Raw genomic sequence first — 16,999 nt, 5'->3', positions numbered from 1 at the left:
CCTTTAACACGAAGACATTGAAGCAGGAGCCACCCCATAATATACTATAACAAACATGGCCGATCAGCGGTCGATAAGTATTTGCTGTGATACCTAAGGCTGCTCCCGTAGGAGTCACGGAAAGGAGATTTTTAGAATGTCAGTCTTCCCTTATACGTCCTATGACGCTGTAGGGCTCGCCCAGTTGGTTCGAAATAAAGAAATTTCTCCGATCGAGCTCGTACATGCTGCTATGGAACAAATCAATCAGCACAATCCCGAACTGAACGCGGTCGTGCATACTCGTTATGAGGCGGCGATCCACGAAGCTGGACAAGTCAGTATCGGCGAACAGCCGTTTGCGGGCGTACCTATTCTGCTCAAAGATATTTCCCAAGCCATCGGCGGTGAACCTCTGACCTCTGGCTCTAGATTGTTCCGGCATCATAAAGCCCATTCGGATTCCCATTTTGTCGCCAAACTGCGCAAAGCCGGGTTTATTCCCCTTGGGCATACCAATACCCCCGAGTTCGGACTGAAAAACATAACAGAGCCGCAATTGAACGGCCCTACACGCAACCCATGGAATCCTCTCCATTCACCTGGAGGTTCCAGCGGAGGCACCGCAGCTGCTGTCGCTTCCGGTATGGTCCCGGTCGCAGGTGCAAGCGACGGTGGCGGATCCATTCGTATACCGGCTTCATTTAGCGGCCTATTTGGACTTAAGCCGACACGCGGCCGGACTCCGGTTGGTCCCGGTGTCGGCCGACAATGGCAAGGCGCCTCAATTGATTTTGCATTATCCAAGACAGTTCGAGACAGCGCAGCGCTGCTTGATGTGCTGCAGGTGCTGCAGAATGAAGCTGCATTTCAGGCTCCCTTGTATCCGGGGAAATATCTCGAGGATATGTACCGGAATGAAGACAGAACATATCGTATTGCCTACACTACCGATTCTCCTGTAGGCACTGAGGTCAGTGACGAGGCGAAACAAGCCGTGCTGCGATTAGTGAAGTTTCTGGAAGCAGAGGGTCATTTTATTGAAGAGAAATTAAGCCCGGTCAACGGTGTACAGCTGATGGAAAATTACTACAGGATGAACTGCGGCGAAATGGCTGCCATGGCGCTGAATATCGAGCGCTCACTCGGAAGAGCAATTACATCGGAAGATATCGAAATTGAAGGCTGGGTGCTGCTGGAAGCCGGACGCAAGCTGTCGGCCGCTGAGTATGCGCTCAGTCTTGCTGATTGGGACGCAGCTGCTGCTCAAATGAGTATAATTTGGGATCGGTATGATTTCTATATTACACCGACTACAGCCTTCCCTGCCCCTCGTGTCGGCGAGTTAACGCCAGGTCCGGAACAGATCCAGCATCTGCTTACTGTGAGCGGGCTTTCAAAAGAAAAACAGCAGGAACTCATTTATGACATGTTCGAACCAAGTCTGACATATACACCGTTCACGCAGCTGGCTAACCTGACAGGGACACCGGCCATGAGCGTTCCGGTATTTCTAACCGGGGCAGGACTCCCTCTAGGTGTGCAGATCATGTCTTCTAAGGGGCGGGAACATGACTTGTTCTCCCTTGCCCATCTTCTAGAAAACTCTTCTTTATGGGTCCGCGCATCAGCATTCTAACCATAACGCTTGACGGTTGATGTTACCTAGCGGTTCCCGTTAATAGCTGGTAGTTGGTGTTACCTAACGATTACCATCAGATAGTTGGCAGTTGGCTACCTAGCGATTGACGTATGACTATTGATCATTGATGCTACCCACGACTGCCGCCTGACTGTTGCGTACCTAACGGCTGCCGCCTGATGGTTCTCACTATCTAACGGTTGCTATCGCTGTTATTTCGCGGATGAATCACAATTTAAGAATCTAACGGTTGTATATGCGGCTATTCTAGCAAGTTATTTAACGTTGCGATGATTTCGACCCGAATAACGTGGATGACAACCGTTAGAATTCCTAAAAGCTCATTTTCGGCGGATTAACGACTGTGGCAACCGTTAGAAATTCTGGCTTAAACGATAAGTGCGATATCTCAAATTTCCGCTAGCGACAGTGAGCAAGTTCTTGGCCACAAGTGAACGTAGAATAACTCTAGTGCGATTCTCAGACAGAGCCAGATGAGCGGCTAGCTCGCGAGCTTCGAATACGCGCATCAATCTGCGTGCAAACCGTAGCGTTTCTTTTTCTGCCCAGTTCAAACCTAATGTTACATCTATCGATAAAAATTTCCGGACGAAAGATAGCACCAATTGTTTGCACAGCCCGGGATCGTCACGAATGGACAGGTAGGCTATCGGCAAAAAGGACCAATCATCAAGCACCAGCATCGATTGCTTCATACATAAATCTTTGAAACGCTCAACCTCAACGTCCCTGGCGTGACTGCGATAATCGTGAATCTCGATGCATCCTTTTGCGCCACCGGGCATATAGGCTAGATCAAGATAACGGTACCGATTAATAAAATCGCGGACTTCATACTCAGGATGCAGATCGTTCAAGTTGCCAATCACAGGAAACCATATCGAACGCAGAAATGTAACGGTTCCGTGGCTTAGCCCTTTTTTCAAAAGTCCACGTCTTCTCGGATTATCCTCTTCGGCTATATGCCTCGCCAACCAGTTCTCATAAATTTCATCAAACAACGTGCTCACCTCCTTCCTTCGCATTAAGTCAAAACGAAAAACCGCTCTAATACGACTATGCATTTTCTGCATCGTATTAAAGCGGTATGTACTTCACACCGTGATTTTGCACTCATTGTACTATACCTGGCAACGTCAAGCAATCCCTTTTCACCAAGTCTGGAATGTATAGCGTTTAAGCAGTTGGCTTACCTGACAGGTTCACCGGCCATGAGTGTTGCGGTATTTCTGACCGAGACAGGATTGCCTTTAGGTGTGCAAATCATGTCTTCCAAGGGACGGAAACACGATTTGTTCTCCCTTGCCGATCTCTAGAAAACGCTTCTTTATAAGTCCGCACATCAGCATACTAACCATAACGCTTGACGGCTGATATTACCAATCGGTTATTGTTACCTATATGTTGCCGCTGACAGTTGATAGTTGATGTTACCTAACTTCTTCCACCTTGCTGTTGATCATTGATGTACCTACGACCGCCGCATAACTGTTGATCATTGATATTACCCTTACCATTACCGCCAGCTAGTTTGTAGTTGATGCTACCTAAGGATTACCGCCAGATTGCCGCCTGTTAACGATACTTACGACTACGCCTGACTGTTGCGTACCTGACGGCTGCAACCTGATGGTTCACACTATCTACCGGTTGCTATTGCTGTTATTTCGGGGATAAATCACGATTTGAGAACCTAACGGTCGTATATGCGGCTATTCTAGCAAGTTATTTAACGTTGCGATGATTTCGACCCGAATGACGTGGATGGCAACCGTTAGAATTCCTAAGAGCTCATTTTCGGCGAATTAACGACTGTGGCAACCGTTAGAAATAACCATGTTTATTTTACGGATCACTCATATGCGGATCAAATAAAAAACTAGCCGATATTTCACGGCTAGCCTTCTTACACTATTCACAATTCAGGAAATTTATCCTCAATAACCAGTCTCACCATGGATATAGGTAAGCCAAGGAGTATCCAGAGCCCCTTGCCCCGGGTTATAGGTGAAGAAGTACTCCACCGTATCCCCCTGCTGCAGATTATTTAAAGGATAAGTAAAATTACCGTTTCCCGTCGAGGTCATGGCTACGTTCATCTGTGCGCCGTTATTGACCTTATAATGCAAATCTGCAAAGGTTGCGCCATTCACATAGAACAGCAAGTCATCGCCTGTTTTCTTCAGGCCCCGCACTTCATCGCCGATAACGATGGGAGTGGATGGATCCGGCACATTTCCATTTCCACTTCCAGGATTACCGGCGCCGTTCTCTTTATATACCCGCACATAATCGATTTGCATCGTAGCAGGAATATCGGACGGATCCGGCGTAATGCCGCCATCAAAACTGCCGCCGATCGCCAGATTCATAATGAGATAGAATGGCTGGTCAAATGGCGCGTTCGGATTGTTCGGTGCAGCTAGCGAATACCATTGTTCATTAGTTACTTTAAAGAAGAACTTGCCATCCACATACCATTTGATGTTGTCCTCTTCCCAAACGACGGAATAGACATGAAAATCATTGTCGATAGTTTGGCCTTCTGGGAAGTTATATTCGCCTGAAATATGCCGGTTCGCCGGCCATGTTCCCCCAAAGTGTACAGCGCCTGTCGACATACCAGGCAAGCGCCCTCTCGCTTCCATGACATCGATTTCGCCAGATGCTGCCCATGTCCCGTAAGGGCTGTCTTGCGGGAGCATCCACAATGCCGGCCATACTCCATTGCCTGTAGGCAGTTTGGCACGGAAGTCGACTCGGCCGTATTGAAGGTTAAAATGATCCTTCGTATTAACTTTGCCAGATGAGTATTGCGCATACCGGTTTGGATCTTGCGGGAAAGATTTGGAATCATGCAGAGCACGGAGGTTCAGCTTACCGTCCTGTACGAATACGTTTTGCGGACTGTCGGTGTAGTGCTGCAGCTCCGCATTGCCCCAACCCCATGTACCAGGATCATCATTGAGATAATAGCCCAATTCGTAGTTCCATTTGCTCGAATCCAGCGCAGTTCCATTAAACTCATCCTGCCAGATCAGATCCATGCCCGCTACCGCTGGATCGCTTGGCGTTCCGATAGCAATATCCTCATGATCGCTTACATCTGGACGAGGAGCATTCGGATTGCCGATAAATGTGTAGTGTACATAATTATTGCCGATGCTGCCACCCTTTTGTCCGTTTAATGGATAGCCGATACGGATTTGCATATCTTCCTGGATAGGCTGAAACCATAATCCATAAATGTAATCAGACCAGTAGCCCCATTGATTCTTGTCGGACATATTGTTGTAGCCGTTAGCGGAATATGAAAATCCACTCTGTCCCGAATCAGCCAAGTTAACCCATTGCCCGTTGATGTTAATCTCATATACAAAATTATCAAGCTCCGTGCCAATTGGCGCGCCTCCGTCAATCTTAGGCAGCGGGATGCCGATCGCACCGCTTGTATCTGCCGTAAAGGTCGTTCCTTCATAAGGAGTGATGACATAAGAATTCCTTACGGCATCATTAAAGTAGATGGTATACACGACGTTGACCAAAGAGGTCTTCGATTCCAACTTGACGTTGATCGACTCTGTCACATTAAACCAGTAACCGCCGCCACCTTCGGTAAATTGACCGAAGTTTCGATCATAGATCCAGCCGCTCGCGGCATTATTGTCGATATCGATCCATGTGCTGCTGTTTACAGGCTTCACATACACCTTCAGATCATCCGCTACGGCTTCATACGTTACGGCCGGATCGTTATTGAAGGTAGGATAGGTGAAGCCGGCTCCACCCGTAAAGCTTGCTGTAATCTCCGGCCCTTGGGTAGGCGTCATCGCTGTAATCGTGGTTTTGTTAATGTTCTGAAACACCAGCGTGTATTCAAGTGAAACGCCATTGGCTTTGGAGTACAGCTGAACCTCGGTTGTTGAAGAAAGAGTGAACCAGTAGCCGGTGAAACCGCCATCACTCCAGTGTCCCCAGTTCTGGTTGTAGACAAAGCTGCTGACACTATCAATATCTACCCAGTTGCTGCCTACTTTCACATTGACGCCTACGTCATGAGCTACATCATTCCAAGTGGCAGAGCCTCCGTTGAATACAGGCATTACAAATCCGTAGCTGGCTTGTCCCACCCCTGATTTGGTGATGATCGGTCCGTCTGCTGGTGAATAATAATCCATAGAGGTAACCGCAGTTTCCGCCGCCTGTGCTTTCGAAGCTGGCCATAGGGCACCACTAGCCAGCATAAGTACCACTAAGAACAAACTCCATCCCTTCAGCAAGAACCGCCTTTCCGTAGCATGAGATTCCTTCATAAATACACTCCCTTATTCGTAGTAGATGCACCCGGCCTAAGCCCTGTTAGAAAACGCTTACAGCAGAGAGCGTCTTAATTCTATCGAATTCCTAACACGATGAATAGATACCATATTTGGGATTGTGTCCCAAAATTTCGGATTATCGATCTTGTTTTTACCCCACCCAAAACAATAAAAAAGAGGAGTTCCTAAGCGGTTCTCCTCTGTATCCCTATAAAGTATCTTTATTCAGCTGCGCCTCATTAGGAATGGGACCTTCCCCCAACGAAAATTAAGCCGCAGAGAGCCTCCTATTTCTCCGGCAGCATTTAATGCATAATAAGAAGCTGCTGCGGACATGGTGAATTTAGCGAAGATAAGCAGTGAAGATACGGTTTTAGAATTAGGAGCTGGAAAAGGAGCATTGACAACCGTGCTTAATCAAAAAGCTAAGAAGGTGTTGGCCGTAGAGTATGATGCCAAATTTGTCGAGGTCCTCAAACGGAAGACAGCGAAACAATCGAATACCATGATTATACATCAGGACATTATGAAAATCCGTCTGCCAAAAGAAAAATTTGTTGTTGTCTCCAATATTCCGTACGCGATAACAACGCCAATTATGAAAATGCTTCTCAGCAATCCTTCCAGCGGTTTTCAAAGAGGCGTGATCATCATGGAAAAAGGGGCTGCCGAGTCATCATTGACTCGGCAGCTCAGTAACCTTATACACGTTTGTATACAGGATTTCTTTTCGATGGATAAACTCCTCTTCCGTAAGAATTCGAGGGTAGCTCATAATCTTCAGCGGTAAATAGGTCTCCCCTTCCTGTAGAGGCGGCTGCACATAGTCAAAAGGATTGAGCCGGAACCCCAAGCGCTCATAAAAGCCTATTCTCCGTTGTGCCATGTCAGTGTCAGGATATTCTACCTCCAACAGGATGGGCTTGGATGACTCTTCAATATAGGACGCCATGATTTTGCCGCCTATACCGCTCCCACGCGTGTTTGGATCAACAGCAATATGTTCGATGAACCGGAACGAAGGAAATTCCCATACGGCCATAAACGCGATCACTTGGTTATCGCTGTTTGTTTTCGTAATGAGACGGTAATGCGGATCGGCCAGCAATTCCTTCTGTCCGGTGTAACTTCTTCGTTCACTTGTTGGGAACGAGGCTTTCATCAGCGCGAAAATATGTTCAAACTGCTTGTCGTTCATAATCAAATTCTCCCTTTTCTAGGCTGTTCTTATATCCCTATTATACTCCCTTCTATCCAATTATCATTTCACACTCATTTCAGATATCGCCGAAAGCATGAATAAATTTCCTCATTTAACCAAAACTACGGTTATGAGGAGGCTGATTCCATGTGTCAACGTTTTTCAATGGCAGCCGAGCTGCCGGAGGTTCAAGAGCATTTTCAGATCGAAAGAGTGATGTATTACTATAGGAACCGCTATAATATCAGCCCAACGCAAAATATACCGGTCGTCCTGCAACAAAACGGGGAGCGAATTCTGGATGAATTTCGTTGGGGCTTCATTCCTTATTGGGGTAAAGATGCGATTAACGCGGATCTTAGGAACGTGCACCGAAATCCGGCCTATCGCAAAATGGTGGATAAACAGCGGTGCATCATCCCGTGCAACGGGTTGTATTATTGGAAGCAGGAGGGAAAAAGATCGTATGCGGTGCGGGTAGTCATGAAAAACCGCAGTATGTTTGGAGTCGCCGGGCTATACGAAATTTGGCGGGATGCACGCGGGGAACCGCTCCGCACCTGCACTCTGGTCATGACGGAAGCCAACCCGCTGATTGGGGAATTTGAGAGCCGCATGCCGGCAATTCTGTCTCCGGGGAACATGAACCGGTGGCTCGATGAGCAGACGAACGACCTCGATGCCCTCGATCCGATACTAATGCCTCATTCGGCGGCAGAAATGCATGCGTATGCGGTAACGCCATTGATCGAGAACAACAGGCATGACACCGATGAATGCATTCGGGAAATGGATTTAAACCGGGCGTGGATCAAGCGCTGATTTCCCGCGCCCGGATCATTGATTCATGCTATTCTTCGGCAACATTCCCTTTCGCTTGTTGGCTCAAAATAAGGTTTACTTTCTCCGCACTCAGTAACATGAAAATAAGTAAAGCAAGCACAACAAACGGGAATAAGGTTAAGCTCGTTTGCGTGGCGATGAGTCCAAAGGTTGGAGGTAGCAATGTGGTTCCCGTATAAGCGACAGCCATCTGATAACCCATCAGTTTTGCTGAATTTTCTCTCCCAAACCGAGACGGCGTTTCATGCAGAAGCCCAGGATAGATGGGAGCCAGACCGAGTCCAATCAGAACAAACCCGATCAGAGAAAACGAAATCGGCAGTGGAAGCAACAGAATGATTCCCCCTGCAATACTAATCAGCTGACCATAACGGATCAGCAGGCGATTGCTGACTTTCAGCGTAATAAATCCGGTAATCAGCCTGCCCACCGTTATACCGCCATAGTATAAAGAAATCCATCCCGCAGCTGTTTCTGCTGTAATATTTCTTGCCCCAACCAAGTAACTGGCTCCCCATAACCCTACGGTGGCCTCCACCCCGCAATAGAATAAAAATGCGATAAGGGTTGGTTTGACGCCTTTAATATGCAAAACATTGAGTTTGGCAATCGTCTCAGACTGCAGTTTGCCGCGTTCGACTGGTTCATCGCTTTGAGGATACTCAAGTTTTCGAGCTGCAGCGACCCGCTTCCATAAAGGGAGCGTAACAAGTAAAATGATTACAAGTATAAACTGAATGAGGGCAACCGCAGCATAGCCTCCCCTCCAGGAGTTCTGGCCTGCAATATAGGCGGACATAATGATGGGTCCCATCGTTGCTCCTACACCCCAGAAGCAGTGTAACCAATTCATGTGATGAGCCTTATAGTTTTCAGCTACGTAATGGTTCAAAGCCGCATCCACGGCACCTGCGCCTAGCCCTAGCGGAATAGCTAGAATGACAAACCAGAGCATGGACGGTGCCATAGAAAAACCAAGCAGTGCTCCCGCGGTCATTAAACAGCTGAATAACGTGATTTTTCCGGTACCCCATCGTTGAATGATACTCCCGCTCGCCAAGCTGGAAACGATAGTTCCTCCTGCAATAATCATAGATACAATCCCAGCAGAGCCGAACGAAGAACCAATGTCAGGCCAGATCACCGGCCATGCCGATCCAAGCAATGAATCTGGAAGTCCCAGACTAATAAAAGCTAGATAGATAATAATCAAAAACCAGGTTGCCAAATATACACCTTCTCCCGCTTCAATGAAAATGTACTATGCTTTAGAACTTTTAAAACTACTTAATAAAGGATCTTTATTAAGTATGCAGAAGGTGTTTTTCTTTGTCAAGACATGCAACGCAGACACCCCCTTGAATTCACTTCAAGAGGGTGTCCTTAACCGAATTGAGCCAGGCTGGGCTCTAAGGATTTGAGTGTTAGCCAGCGCATGCCAGCCTCGAAATCCTGTTGAAATGTCTGCTGTAAAACCACAGCAGGATATGACGGCATAGGCTGCCGAAGCTGATAAGATTCCCAGGCTGGATTCCAGGCATCTGCTTCCACTCTGTCCTGATAGATCACGATTTTGTCAGGAGCCAGAACGGCATTAACGGTTTGAATAATCTGGCAGACCGCATCCATAAATGCTGGCTTACTCATCTCACGCTGCCAATCTGGACCGTGTGGAAGAAATTTGATTTCTCCCGACATTCCATTCTTTCCTTTGACAATCTTTCCATCCAAATAAATGCCCATGCCTGGCGGATACCTTCTAGGGAAATAGATGCCGAGCACACAGTGCTCCAAATCGACATCCTGCCTAATACAATACCCGCTGAGCGCTGCATTAATATCGTTCTCGACCATAACAGGCAGCCCGAACTTCGATTCAATTTCTTCAATAATGCGAGAGCCTCTCAGCTCCTGATGACTGCTTACCGTAATCTCGCCATTGACCGCCTGTCCGGGGATGCCTACGCCAATTACCTTAATGGATGGATGTAATGTGAGAAAATGCTCTATAATCTCATAAAACCTCTGACGATCAAATGCGGACATCATAAAATCTTCTTTTGACACGATACGACCTTCCAAATTTACAACCGATGCTGATACCAGCTCCTGCCCTTGCTCCTCTTTCAAGTAAAGAACGAGCGCAAGGCTGAAATCATAGTTGTAGCGATAGGTTTGGGCAGGTCTCCCCCCGTTCGAGGGAACGGTATCATCCTCAAGCAGTTCCCCCAGCTCATGAAGTTCCTTGACTAGGGAGTTTATTGTAACTACGCTCAGCTTGGTAAGTGAGGCCAATTGGGGTTTGGTTGCCGTTTCAATCCGTTTCATGACATGGCGTACATTGTTCAGATTGATTTCTTTCATCAAATTGGCGTTTGCTATTCTCATAGGCCCCCCTCCCTTACTCATACTTTGAATCAGTAAGACAGTCATAACTTGATTTTACATGAATGTCGTTTGGTTTTCACTAGATAATAGTCGGCACCATCCCCCCATCCATACGGATCGGAGAACCTTTAAATGCGGATGCATGAGGACTGCATATAAATGCAACCAGTCTGCCTATTTCGATAGGCCTGATAAATCGCTGTAATTCCGATTGAGGCAGGTTTGTCTCCATAAATTTTTTCTCTTTTTCTGAAAAAGACATATCCTCATCCGGGTATATCCCCGCAATAATTTGATGCACATTTTCAGACAGTGTCGGTCCTGGCATGACCGTATTAACCGTAACTTCTGTTCCTACCGTTAACTTAGATAAACTTTTTGACAGTGATAACAGCATGGATTTGGTTACTGCATATTGAGGCATTTTACCCGAAGGCATCATGGCTTCTTCACTCGCCATAAAGATAACGCGGCCAAAATCATTTTGCAGCATTTTAGGCAAATAATATTTAGTTAAGGCATTTGCAGCAAGAACATTAGTATGGATATATTTGTCCCATACTTCATCGTCAGCGTCTTCATATTGCATGATTTCATATATTCCCATGTTGTTCACTAAAATATCAATATTGGGAAATTTCCCGAATAAAGCTTCTCTTTGCTCTTTATCTACTATATCGGCTGCAGCATTTTGAGGAGAGGTAGCCGGGAAATCTGACTTGATTTCATTTACAATTCGTTCTACTTCCTCGTAATTTCGTCCATTAATGAGGACATTAACACCTTCCTTGGCAAGTTCAATGGCAATGGCTTTACCTATGCCTTTCGTTGATCCCGTAACTAAAGCAGTTTTATTGTTTAATCCCATATCCATAATATAATCCATATCTCCTTTATGCTTCGGATAGTGATTATATTACCTTGTCTGAATTGCCCGGTAACTAGCCTGCTGCGCCAAATTTCTTGTTTAACACGCCAAATGAATATCAGTTCGCCCCTAAATGCTGAGTACGCCATTTTGATGGGGTAACACCTTCCCAAAGGCGGAAGGCGCGGTAGAATGAGTTCTGATCCTCATAACCTATCAAATATGCCACTTCTTTAATATCCAACGAGGGGTCTGCCAAGTATTCTCGTGCTTGCTCACGTCTAGCTTGTATCATCAGTTCCTTGAAGCTCGTGTTTTCGTCATTCAGCCGACGCTGCAGGGTCCGATCGCTCATACTGAGCTCCTTCGCGACTGCCTGAATATTTAATCGTCCTCCAGTTAGGCTGCGTTTCATGATCCATTTGACCATCTCAGTCATGGAAAGGCTGCGCTGTTGTTCATCAAGCGACTGATCCAGGAATGGAGTCAGAATCTCCAGCAGCTCTTTATTGTAAGAGATAAAAGGGCGACTCAAATCTCTTCGGTGCAGCGTCAACCGATTATGCTTTGCATTGATCTGAATACGGCAGCCGAAGTAAGCTTCAAGGGTCTGTAAATCGCCCATAGAGTGCGAGAATTCGACGAGCTTCGCTGTCAGCGGGTGACCTGTGCCCCGTCGTCCGAGCTCCAGAAGGAATGCCAGCGTGATGCCAACCAGCATCGGCGGACCAGGCCGCTCGGTATCCTGCCATTCCAGCTCAATAGTACAGTCCTCGTCTTCCTCGGTGATCCGTAAGCTCTCGGGTGGACACAACTGCTTGTACCGAGCCATTCGGTTCAGAGCGTCGCGGTAGTCACGAGCGTGGTAAGTCGCTAAGACGGTCGGTGGGTACTTCGCTGTGTCAAAGGCCGTCGCAAGCTTGATGATTCCTTTGGCAGTATCGCCAATGAGATCGGAATAGGCCTGCCAAATCGCGAAATATTGGGCGCCCGTGACTTCCGGTTCAGTAATCATAGTGAGTGGAAGTTGTGCTTTACGAGCTACGTCATGGTCGGAAATCCCTAGTTGACGCAACCCTGCCCAAAATCCTAGCGGCATTTTAATACGGTCAGAGGAATGTAATTTCATATATGTGGTCCTCCTTTTCTGCAACAGTCATTCCTTTAACCTTATCAAAACTTTTCTTGAAAACAGACAAGCAGATTTTTCCTTCCATTAAAAAAAGACAGCCGGATCTTCGGCTGCCGGTTCAATCTTGATTAAATGATTTCTTTCCGCTTGTATAAATAAGTATATAAAATAATTCCCGCAACTGAACTTAACGCGGCGCATAAGCCTATAACTCCATAGCCGGCCTGAAGGCCCCGGAACAGGCCAATATGCGTATCTGCTCCGAAAATGCCTTTCGTGACCTCGATCACTCCCCCGATCAGATAGTTGCCGATGACGCTGCCTACTCCCATCAATGTAACGGTGAACGTAATTGCAGTATCACTGCCCTTCGGGTATCTTCTAGCGATAAAAGCCATGACCGTTGGATAGATCATCGCAATGCCTATACCAGCGGCTGCAAATAAAAAGGCTGCATTTTCTCCGCCAAAGATAGCTGCAAAAGTACATGCGGCTGATAACCCCGAGAATACAATCAAAGATAAGGTAAAGCCAATTTTGTCGGTTAACGGCCCAAGCAGTAGCCGGGCAAGCGCAAAGCACAGGAAAAAGGCAGATAACATCCCTGAAGCGGATACCGTGCTCCAACCATAAGCTTTTTCCAGGAAGTTCACGAGCCAGCCTCCGACAGCCAGTTCGGATACGACCCCAAAAGTTAATACAAGCACCATTAGCCATAGGACGGGATCCTTAAGCATTGTTTTTAGAGGTACACGATCCTCATGTTCAATATCATCCCCGGGAAATGTGCTAAACAACGCAAATACGATTGGTATGACGGATAAGAGCAGCATGATCAGATACATGCCTCGCCAGTCCAGCGTGTAACCGTTGATCGTAACCTCCATTAGACCCGTCGCAATGAGCGGTGCAACTGTCGAGCTAAGGCCGTAGAAGCCATGGCTTAAATTCATCATCGTTCCCGTATTTTTCACAAAGATGCGGGCGCCCAGAATAGCCAGTCCAATCTCCAGCATCCCGTTTCCAATATACATTAAGAAATAAGAAGCCGAGAACAAGGAATAGTGCTGCGAGAAAAAAATGAATATACCTGAGACAGCCATCGCCGCAAAAGCAATAATCGTTACCCGCTTTATTCCCCATATCTTTGTCAGATAGGCAGTGAAAGAGCAAGCGATTAAATAGCCAAGCGCATTCAGGGACAACAAGGTCCCAAGCTGTGCTTCGTTTAGCATAAAGTCCAGTTGAATTCGCGGAATAGCAGGTCCTTTGATATTTTCCGAAAATCCGAAAATGACGAATCCTATAAATATTGTTGCGAGCTGCATGGCATATATTTTGTTGAATTTTCCTGATCGTTTCCTCACTCTTAGCTGCTCCTTATCCGTTATCTTTTTTCAATGATGCGCAGGCGATAGGCTAGGCTCTCCAGCGTCTCCGTCACCATGCCTTTCATGTATTCCTCGTTCGTATCGTTTTTAACAAAAAGCGTCGGCATATGCTCTTTCGGGATGTGTCTCAAGCAACCCTCATAGATTTTATCCAGCTGTGTCTCACGGGGCAGATCCCCTGTTATCGCTATGGATACCGGGTTAATCAATGCAATGATGGAGGTGAGTGTTTGGACTGCCAGCCGGATAAAGCCTTCATCGGTGTGTAGTTGCAGCAGCTGCTCCTCCCTGGAGATACCAAAAGGTAAAAAAGAAGCCTCTCCAGCGAACTTCGTGTTACCGGATAGAATTTGGCCGTTTACGATAAAACCGGCACCGGGAAAATGATTTTTGGGAAACGTAACGACGGCAAATGTTTTTTCCTCTTCAAAGTTTTGTAAATGGTAAAATCCGTAGACCGTCATATTCATATCGTTTTCAATCATAACCGGGATTGAATATTTTTCTTCCAGGTATGGACCCAATGATTTGCCTGCAAGGTCAGGGACATCACAAACGCCGATTACGCCGGAATGGGCCACCCCGGGCACTCCAATACCAATAGCTTGTGCATGGCCATGCTTATTGAGCAATTTGCCGACAAGGTTGTCGACCACATCGACATCGATATGCTTTAGTTCTAATATGGCATCTTCGACAGTGTCCCCCACTAGATTAACGATGCTGTATCTAATCGAGTGGATGCCGCCTTCGGTCTTGATTAGCAAACAAACGACGCAGCCAAAGTCAGCGTTATACTCGTACTGCATCGCTGGCCGGCCGCCGCTTGATTCATCCGGTTTCACCTCAATCACTTCGCCGATTGCCACAAGTTCGTTTAAAATGGTACCGCATGTGGCCACGCTTAAGCCGGTTAAGCTTGCAATAGATGCTTTGGTTGCCGTCCCCTGCGCTTTTAACGCATTTTTTACTAGCTCAACGTTCATTTTTTTCACTTGACTCGTATTATACGAGACAGGCTGCACTGTGCATAACCCCATTTCAACAATACTTTTTAAAAGTATTTTAATAATCGGATTGTAACTTCCTTTTCTTGATCCGTCAATTGTAAAACAAAGAACGATTAGACATTGGTCATATTTCGTAAATATCGGAATAATATGAATGATTAGATAGGGATGGCAGCGCAAGAAACGGATTCAACTACTAATCTAAATGGATTTATAGTAGTTAGTTTCTTTGGCTAAGAAGGGTAAGTAGATTTAAGTGGATTTCATGTCTTTAGAATAAGTGGAGTTGCCATTCGTACGCTGGATTCTTGATTTTAGGGGCATAAATTCCATCTAATCCCCTAAAATATTCGTTTAGAGCATAATTAGATACATGAATTCCATTTAGCGCACAACACAGCGTTTAATTACGTCACACAGTCGATACCGATCTAAATTTGAATATGCGTTTCCAATATTGGTTAAGATTAGATTTAGATTAACTACTTAAAGGAGGGTTTCATTTGGGAGAGAATAATGACATGAAGATACCTCACGAGCACGACGTGAAGCGTGAGACGTTGACAACACGCCAAGGCCATCCGGTAAAAGATAACCAAAATATCCGTACGATTGGTGACCGCGGTCCAGCTACGCTTGAGAATTATCACTTTATCGAGAAGATTTCCCATTTTGACCGTGAAGAGGTGCCAGAGCGTGTAGTTCATGCTCGTGGAACCGGAGCATTCGGGTATTTTGAAACCTACGGCAAAGTCGGAGATGAACCGGTAGAGAAGTACACCCGAGCAAAGGTCTTCTCTGGTGCCGGAAAAAGAACACCGCTGATGGTTCGTTTCTCAACGGTGGCAGGGGCAAAGGATTCGCCGGAAACCGCAAGAGACCCGCGCGGCTTCGCGGTGAAGATGTATACCGAAGACGGCAACTGGGATCTCGTCGGCAACAATCTCAAAATATTTTTCATACGTGACGCGATGAAATTCCCTGATATGATTCACGCTTTTAAAGCGGATCCTGCTTCGAACGTGGCGCATCCCCAGCGGATGTTTGACTTCGTCTCCCGTTCGCCTGAAGCAACACATATGATTACCTTCCTGTTCTCTCCATGGGGCATACCAGCGACATACCGACATATGCAGGGTTCTGGCGTCAACACCTACAAATGGGTTAATGACAAGGGCGAGGCTGTGCTGGTGAAGTATCACTGGGAGCCGAAGCAAGGGATCCGCAACTTGACGCAAGAAGAAGCAAATGCAATCCAAGCAAAAAACGTCGGCCATGCGACGCAGGATCTATATGAAGCGATTGAACGCGGAGATTATCCGGAATGGGAGCTCTTCGTCCAGATCATGGAGGACGGGTATCATCCGGAGCTGGATTTTGATCCGCTCGATGATACGAAGCTCTGGCCGGAGGATAAGTTCCCATGGCTGCCGCTCGGCCGAATGGTTCTGGATCGCAATCCGGTTGATTTTCACGCAGAAATTGAGCAAGCTGCCTTTGGTACCGGGGTACTGGTCGACGGGATGGATTTCTCCGACGACAAAATGCTGCAGGGCCGTACCTTCTCTTATTCCGATACGCAGCGCTACCGCGTAGGCGCCAACTATTTGAAATTGCCCGTGAACGCACCGAAGGTACTGGTGCGCACGAATCAGCATCGCGGCCAAATGGATACCCGTGACCCCAAAGAGTCCGGAGAAAATCCGCATATTAATTACGAGCCTTCCATGATTGGCGGCTATCAGGAAGCTGGACAGCAGGATCGTCCGCAGCATCGTCCGACGTATAATGCGGCGGCCATGAGCGCACCGATCGATCGTCCCAATAACTATGGGCAAGCGGGCGATACGTACCGCTCATTTGAAGAATGGGAGCGCGACGAGCTGATCAAGAACCTGTCCGAAGCGCTTGCGGTATGCGACAAACGAATTCAGGAAGCGATGATCCACCACTTCACACAGGCGGATGAAGACTATGGCCGCCGCGTTAAGGAAGGCATCGACAGGGTCATAAAAGAAATACAGGGAATGAAGAAGGACGAACAGCTACCTGGCCGTGAAGCCGGCCAATCGAAATTTGGCCAAGGCTCATTAGCCGCAAACGAAGCCACCAAAGAGGCTGTGGAGAAAAGCCGCGAAGCCGATCCATACTGATGATAAAAGGCTGCAGCGTCCGTAACACCGGTCGCTGCAGCCTTTTATACTC

At 46.9% G+C, this 16,999-nt stretch carries 12 protein-coding genes and 1 pseudogene; 4 read left to right on the top strand and 9 right to left on the bottom strand.

Features of this window, described 5'->3' with window-relative positions; all coding sequences use genetic code 11:
- Positions 1 to 136: 136 nt before the first annotated feature.
- Positions 137 to 1,618 (top strand): amidase, encoded by a 1,482-nt coding sequence (locus GNP95_RS12885; RefSeq protein ID WP_155611252.1) that lies wholly within the window; start codon positions 137 to 139, stop codon positions 1,616 to 1,618.
- A 377-nt stretch (positions 1,619 to 1,995) separates the two neighbouring features.
- Here GNP95_RS12885 and GNP95_RS12880 read toward each other — a convergent pair whose 3' ends face one another.
- Together GNP95_RS12880 and GNP95_RS12870 are read right to left on the bottom strand one after the other, a co-directional pair.
- Positions 1,996 to 2,667, bottom strand: coding sequence for a transcriptional regulator (locus GNP95_RS12880; RefSeq protein ID WP_155611251.1), 672 nt, complete (start codon positions 2,665 to 2,667; stop codon positions 1,996 to 1,998).
- A 912-nt stretch (positions 2,668 to 3,579) separates the two neighbouring features.
- Positions 3,580 to 5,955: a glycoside hydrolase family 16 protein gene (locus GNP95_RS12870; protein WP_155611250.1), complete on the bottom strand. Its 2,376-nt coding sequence runs from the start codon at positions 5,953 to 5,955 to the stop codon at positions 3,580 to 3,582.
- Between the two features lie 244 nt (positions 5,956 to 6,199).
- On the opposite strand from GNP95_RS12870, the pseudogene GNP95_RS12865 reads away from it, so the two are divergent.
- Positions 6,200 to 6,661, top strand: a pseudogene (locus GNP95_RS12865) (rRNA adenine N(6)-methyltransferase family protein); the annotation flags it as partial.
- Here the strand turns inward: GNP95_RS12865 and GNP95_RS12860 are convergent.
- Complete coding sequence (locus tag GNP95_RS12860) at positions 6,638 to 7,159, bottom strand: GNAT family N-acetyltransferase (RefSeq protein WP_155611249.1); 522 nt, start codon at positions 7,157 to 7,159, stop codon at positions 6,638 to 6,640. The pseudogene GNP95_RS12865 and the gene GNP95_RS12860 sit on opposite strands and share 24 nt — an antisense overlap.
- Before the next feature lie 150 nt (positions 7,160 to 7,309).
- Between GNP95_RS12860 and GNP95_RS12855 the strand changes: the two genes are divergently transcribed.
- Positions 7,310 to 7,984 carry an SOS response-associated peptidase gene (locus GNP95_RS12855; RefSeq protein WP_155611248.1) on the top strand — a complete coding sequence of 225 codons (675 nt, stop codon included), beginning with the start codon at positions 7,310 to 7,312 and terminating at the stop codon, positions 7,982 to 7,984.
- Positions 7,985 to 8,012: 28 nt separating this feature from the next.
- Here GNP95_RS12855 and GNP95_RS12850 read toward each other — a convergent pair whose 3' ends face one another.
- The 6 genes from GNP95_RS12850 to GNP95_RS12825 form a co-directional block, all read right to left on the bottom strand.
- Complete coding sequence (locus GNP95_RS12850; RefSeq protein ID WP_155611247.1) at positions 8,013 to 9,233, bottom strand: MFS transporter; 1,221 nt, start codon at positions 9,231 to 9,233, stop codon at positions 8,013 to 8,015.
- A gap of 155 nt (positions 9,234 to 9,388) precedes the next feature.
- A complete protein-coding gene (locus GNP95_RS12845) occupies positions 9,389 to 10,393 on the bottom strand; it encodes an ROK family protein (RefSeq protein WP_155611246.1) in 1,005 nt (334 codons plus the stop codon).
- A 79-nt stretch (positions 10,394 to 10,472) separates the two neighbouring features.
- On the bottom strand, positions 10,473 to 11,267 hold the full coding sequence (locus GNP95_RS12840) for an SDR family NAD(P)-dependent oxidoreductase (protein WP_155611326.1): 795 nt from the start codon (positions 11,265 to 11,267) through the stop codon (positions 10,473 to 10,475).
- A 112-nt stretch (positions 11,268 to 11,379) separates the two neighbouring features.
- Positions 11,380 to 12,390, bottom strand: coding sequence for an AraC family transcriptional regulator (locus GNP95_RS12835; protein WP_155611245.1), 1,011 nt, complete (start codon positions 12,388 to 12,390; stop codon positions 11,380 to 11,382).
- 131 nt (positions 12,391 to 12,521) lie between these two features.
- Entirely contained in the window at positions 12,522 to 13,760 is a 1,239-nt protein-coding gene (locus tag GNP95_RS12830; protein ID WP_330163390.1) for an MFS transporter, read from the bottom strand.
- 20 nt (positions 13,761 to 13,780) lie between these two features.
- A complete protein-coding gene (locus tag GNP95_RS12825; RefSeq protein ID WP_330163389.1) occupies positions 13,781 to 14,809 on the bottom strand; it encodes an ROK family protein in 1,029 nt (342 codons plus the stop codon).
- Positions 14,810 to 15,315: 506 nt separating this feature from the next.
- On the opposite strand from GNP95_RS12825, the gene GNP95_RS12820 reads away from it, so the two are divergent.
- Entirely contained in the window at positions 15,316 to 16,947 is a 1,632-nt protein-coding gene (locus GNP95_RS12820; RefSeq protein WP_155611323.1) for a catalase, read from the top strand.
- The last annotated feature ends 52 nt before the right edge of the window (positions 16,948 to 16,999 follow it).

It is taken from the genome of Paenibacillus woosongensis (genome assembly GCF_009725165.1).
Lineage (GTDB): Bacteria > Bacillota > Bacilli > Paenibacillales > Paenibacillaceae > Fontibacillus > Fontibacillus woosongensis.
Note: the sequence above shows the minus strand (reverse complement) of the source record. Positions and strands in the feature narration are given on the sequence as shown.

Bases quoted from the DNA above. Each gene is read 5' to 3' on its own strand.
- GNP95_RS12845 (WP_155611246.1), bottom strand. From the start codon at position 10,393: ATGAGAATAGCAAACGCCAATTTGATGAAAGAAATCAATCTGAACAAT.
- GNP95_RS12880 (WP_155611251.1), bottom strand. From the start codon at position 2,667: ATGCGAAGGAAGGAGGTGAGCACGTTGTTTGATGAAATTTATGAGAAC.
- GNP95_RS12840 (WP_155611326.1), bottom strand. From the start codon at position 11,267: ATGGATATGGGATTAAACAATAAAACTGCTTTAGTTACGGGATCAACG.
- GNP95_RS12885 (WP_155611252.1), top strand. From the start codon at position 137: ATGTCAGTCTTCCCTTATACGTCCTATGACGCTGTAGGGCTCGCCCAG.
- GNP95_RS12855 (WP_155611248.1), top strand. From the start codon at position 7,310: ATGTGTCAACGTTTTTCAATGGCAGCCGAGCTGCCGGAGGTTCAAGAG.
- GNP95_RS12870 (WP_155611250.1), bottom strand. From the start codon at position 5,955: ATGAAGGAATCTCATGCTACGGAAAGGCGGTTCTTGCTGAAGGGATGG.
- GNP95_RS12820 (WP_155611323.1), top strand. From the start codon at position 15,316: ATGAAGATACCTCACGAGCACGACGTGAAGCGTGAGACGTTGACAACA.
- GNP95_RS12860 (WP_155611249.1), bottom strand. From the start codon at position 7,159: ATGAACGACAAGCAGTTTGAACATATTTTCGCGCTGATGAAAGCCTCG.
- GNP95_RS12835 (WP_155611245.1), bottom strand. From the start codon at position 12,390: ATGAAATTACATTCCTCTGACCGTATTAAAATGCCGCTAGGATTTTGG.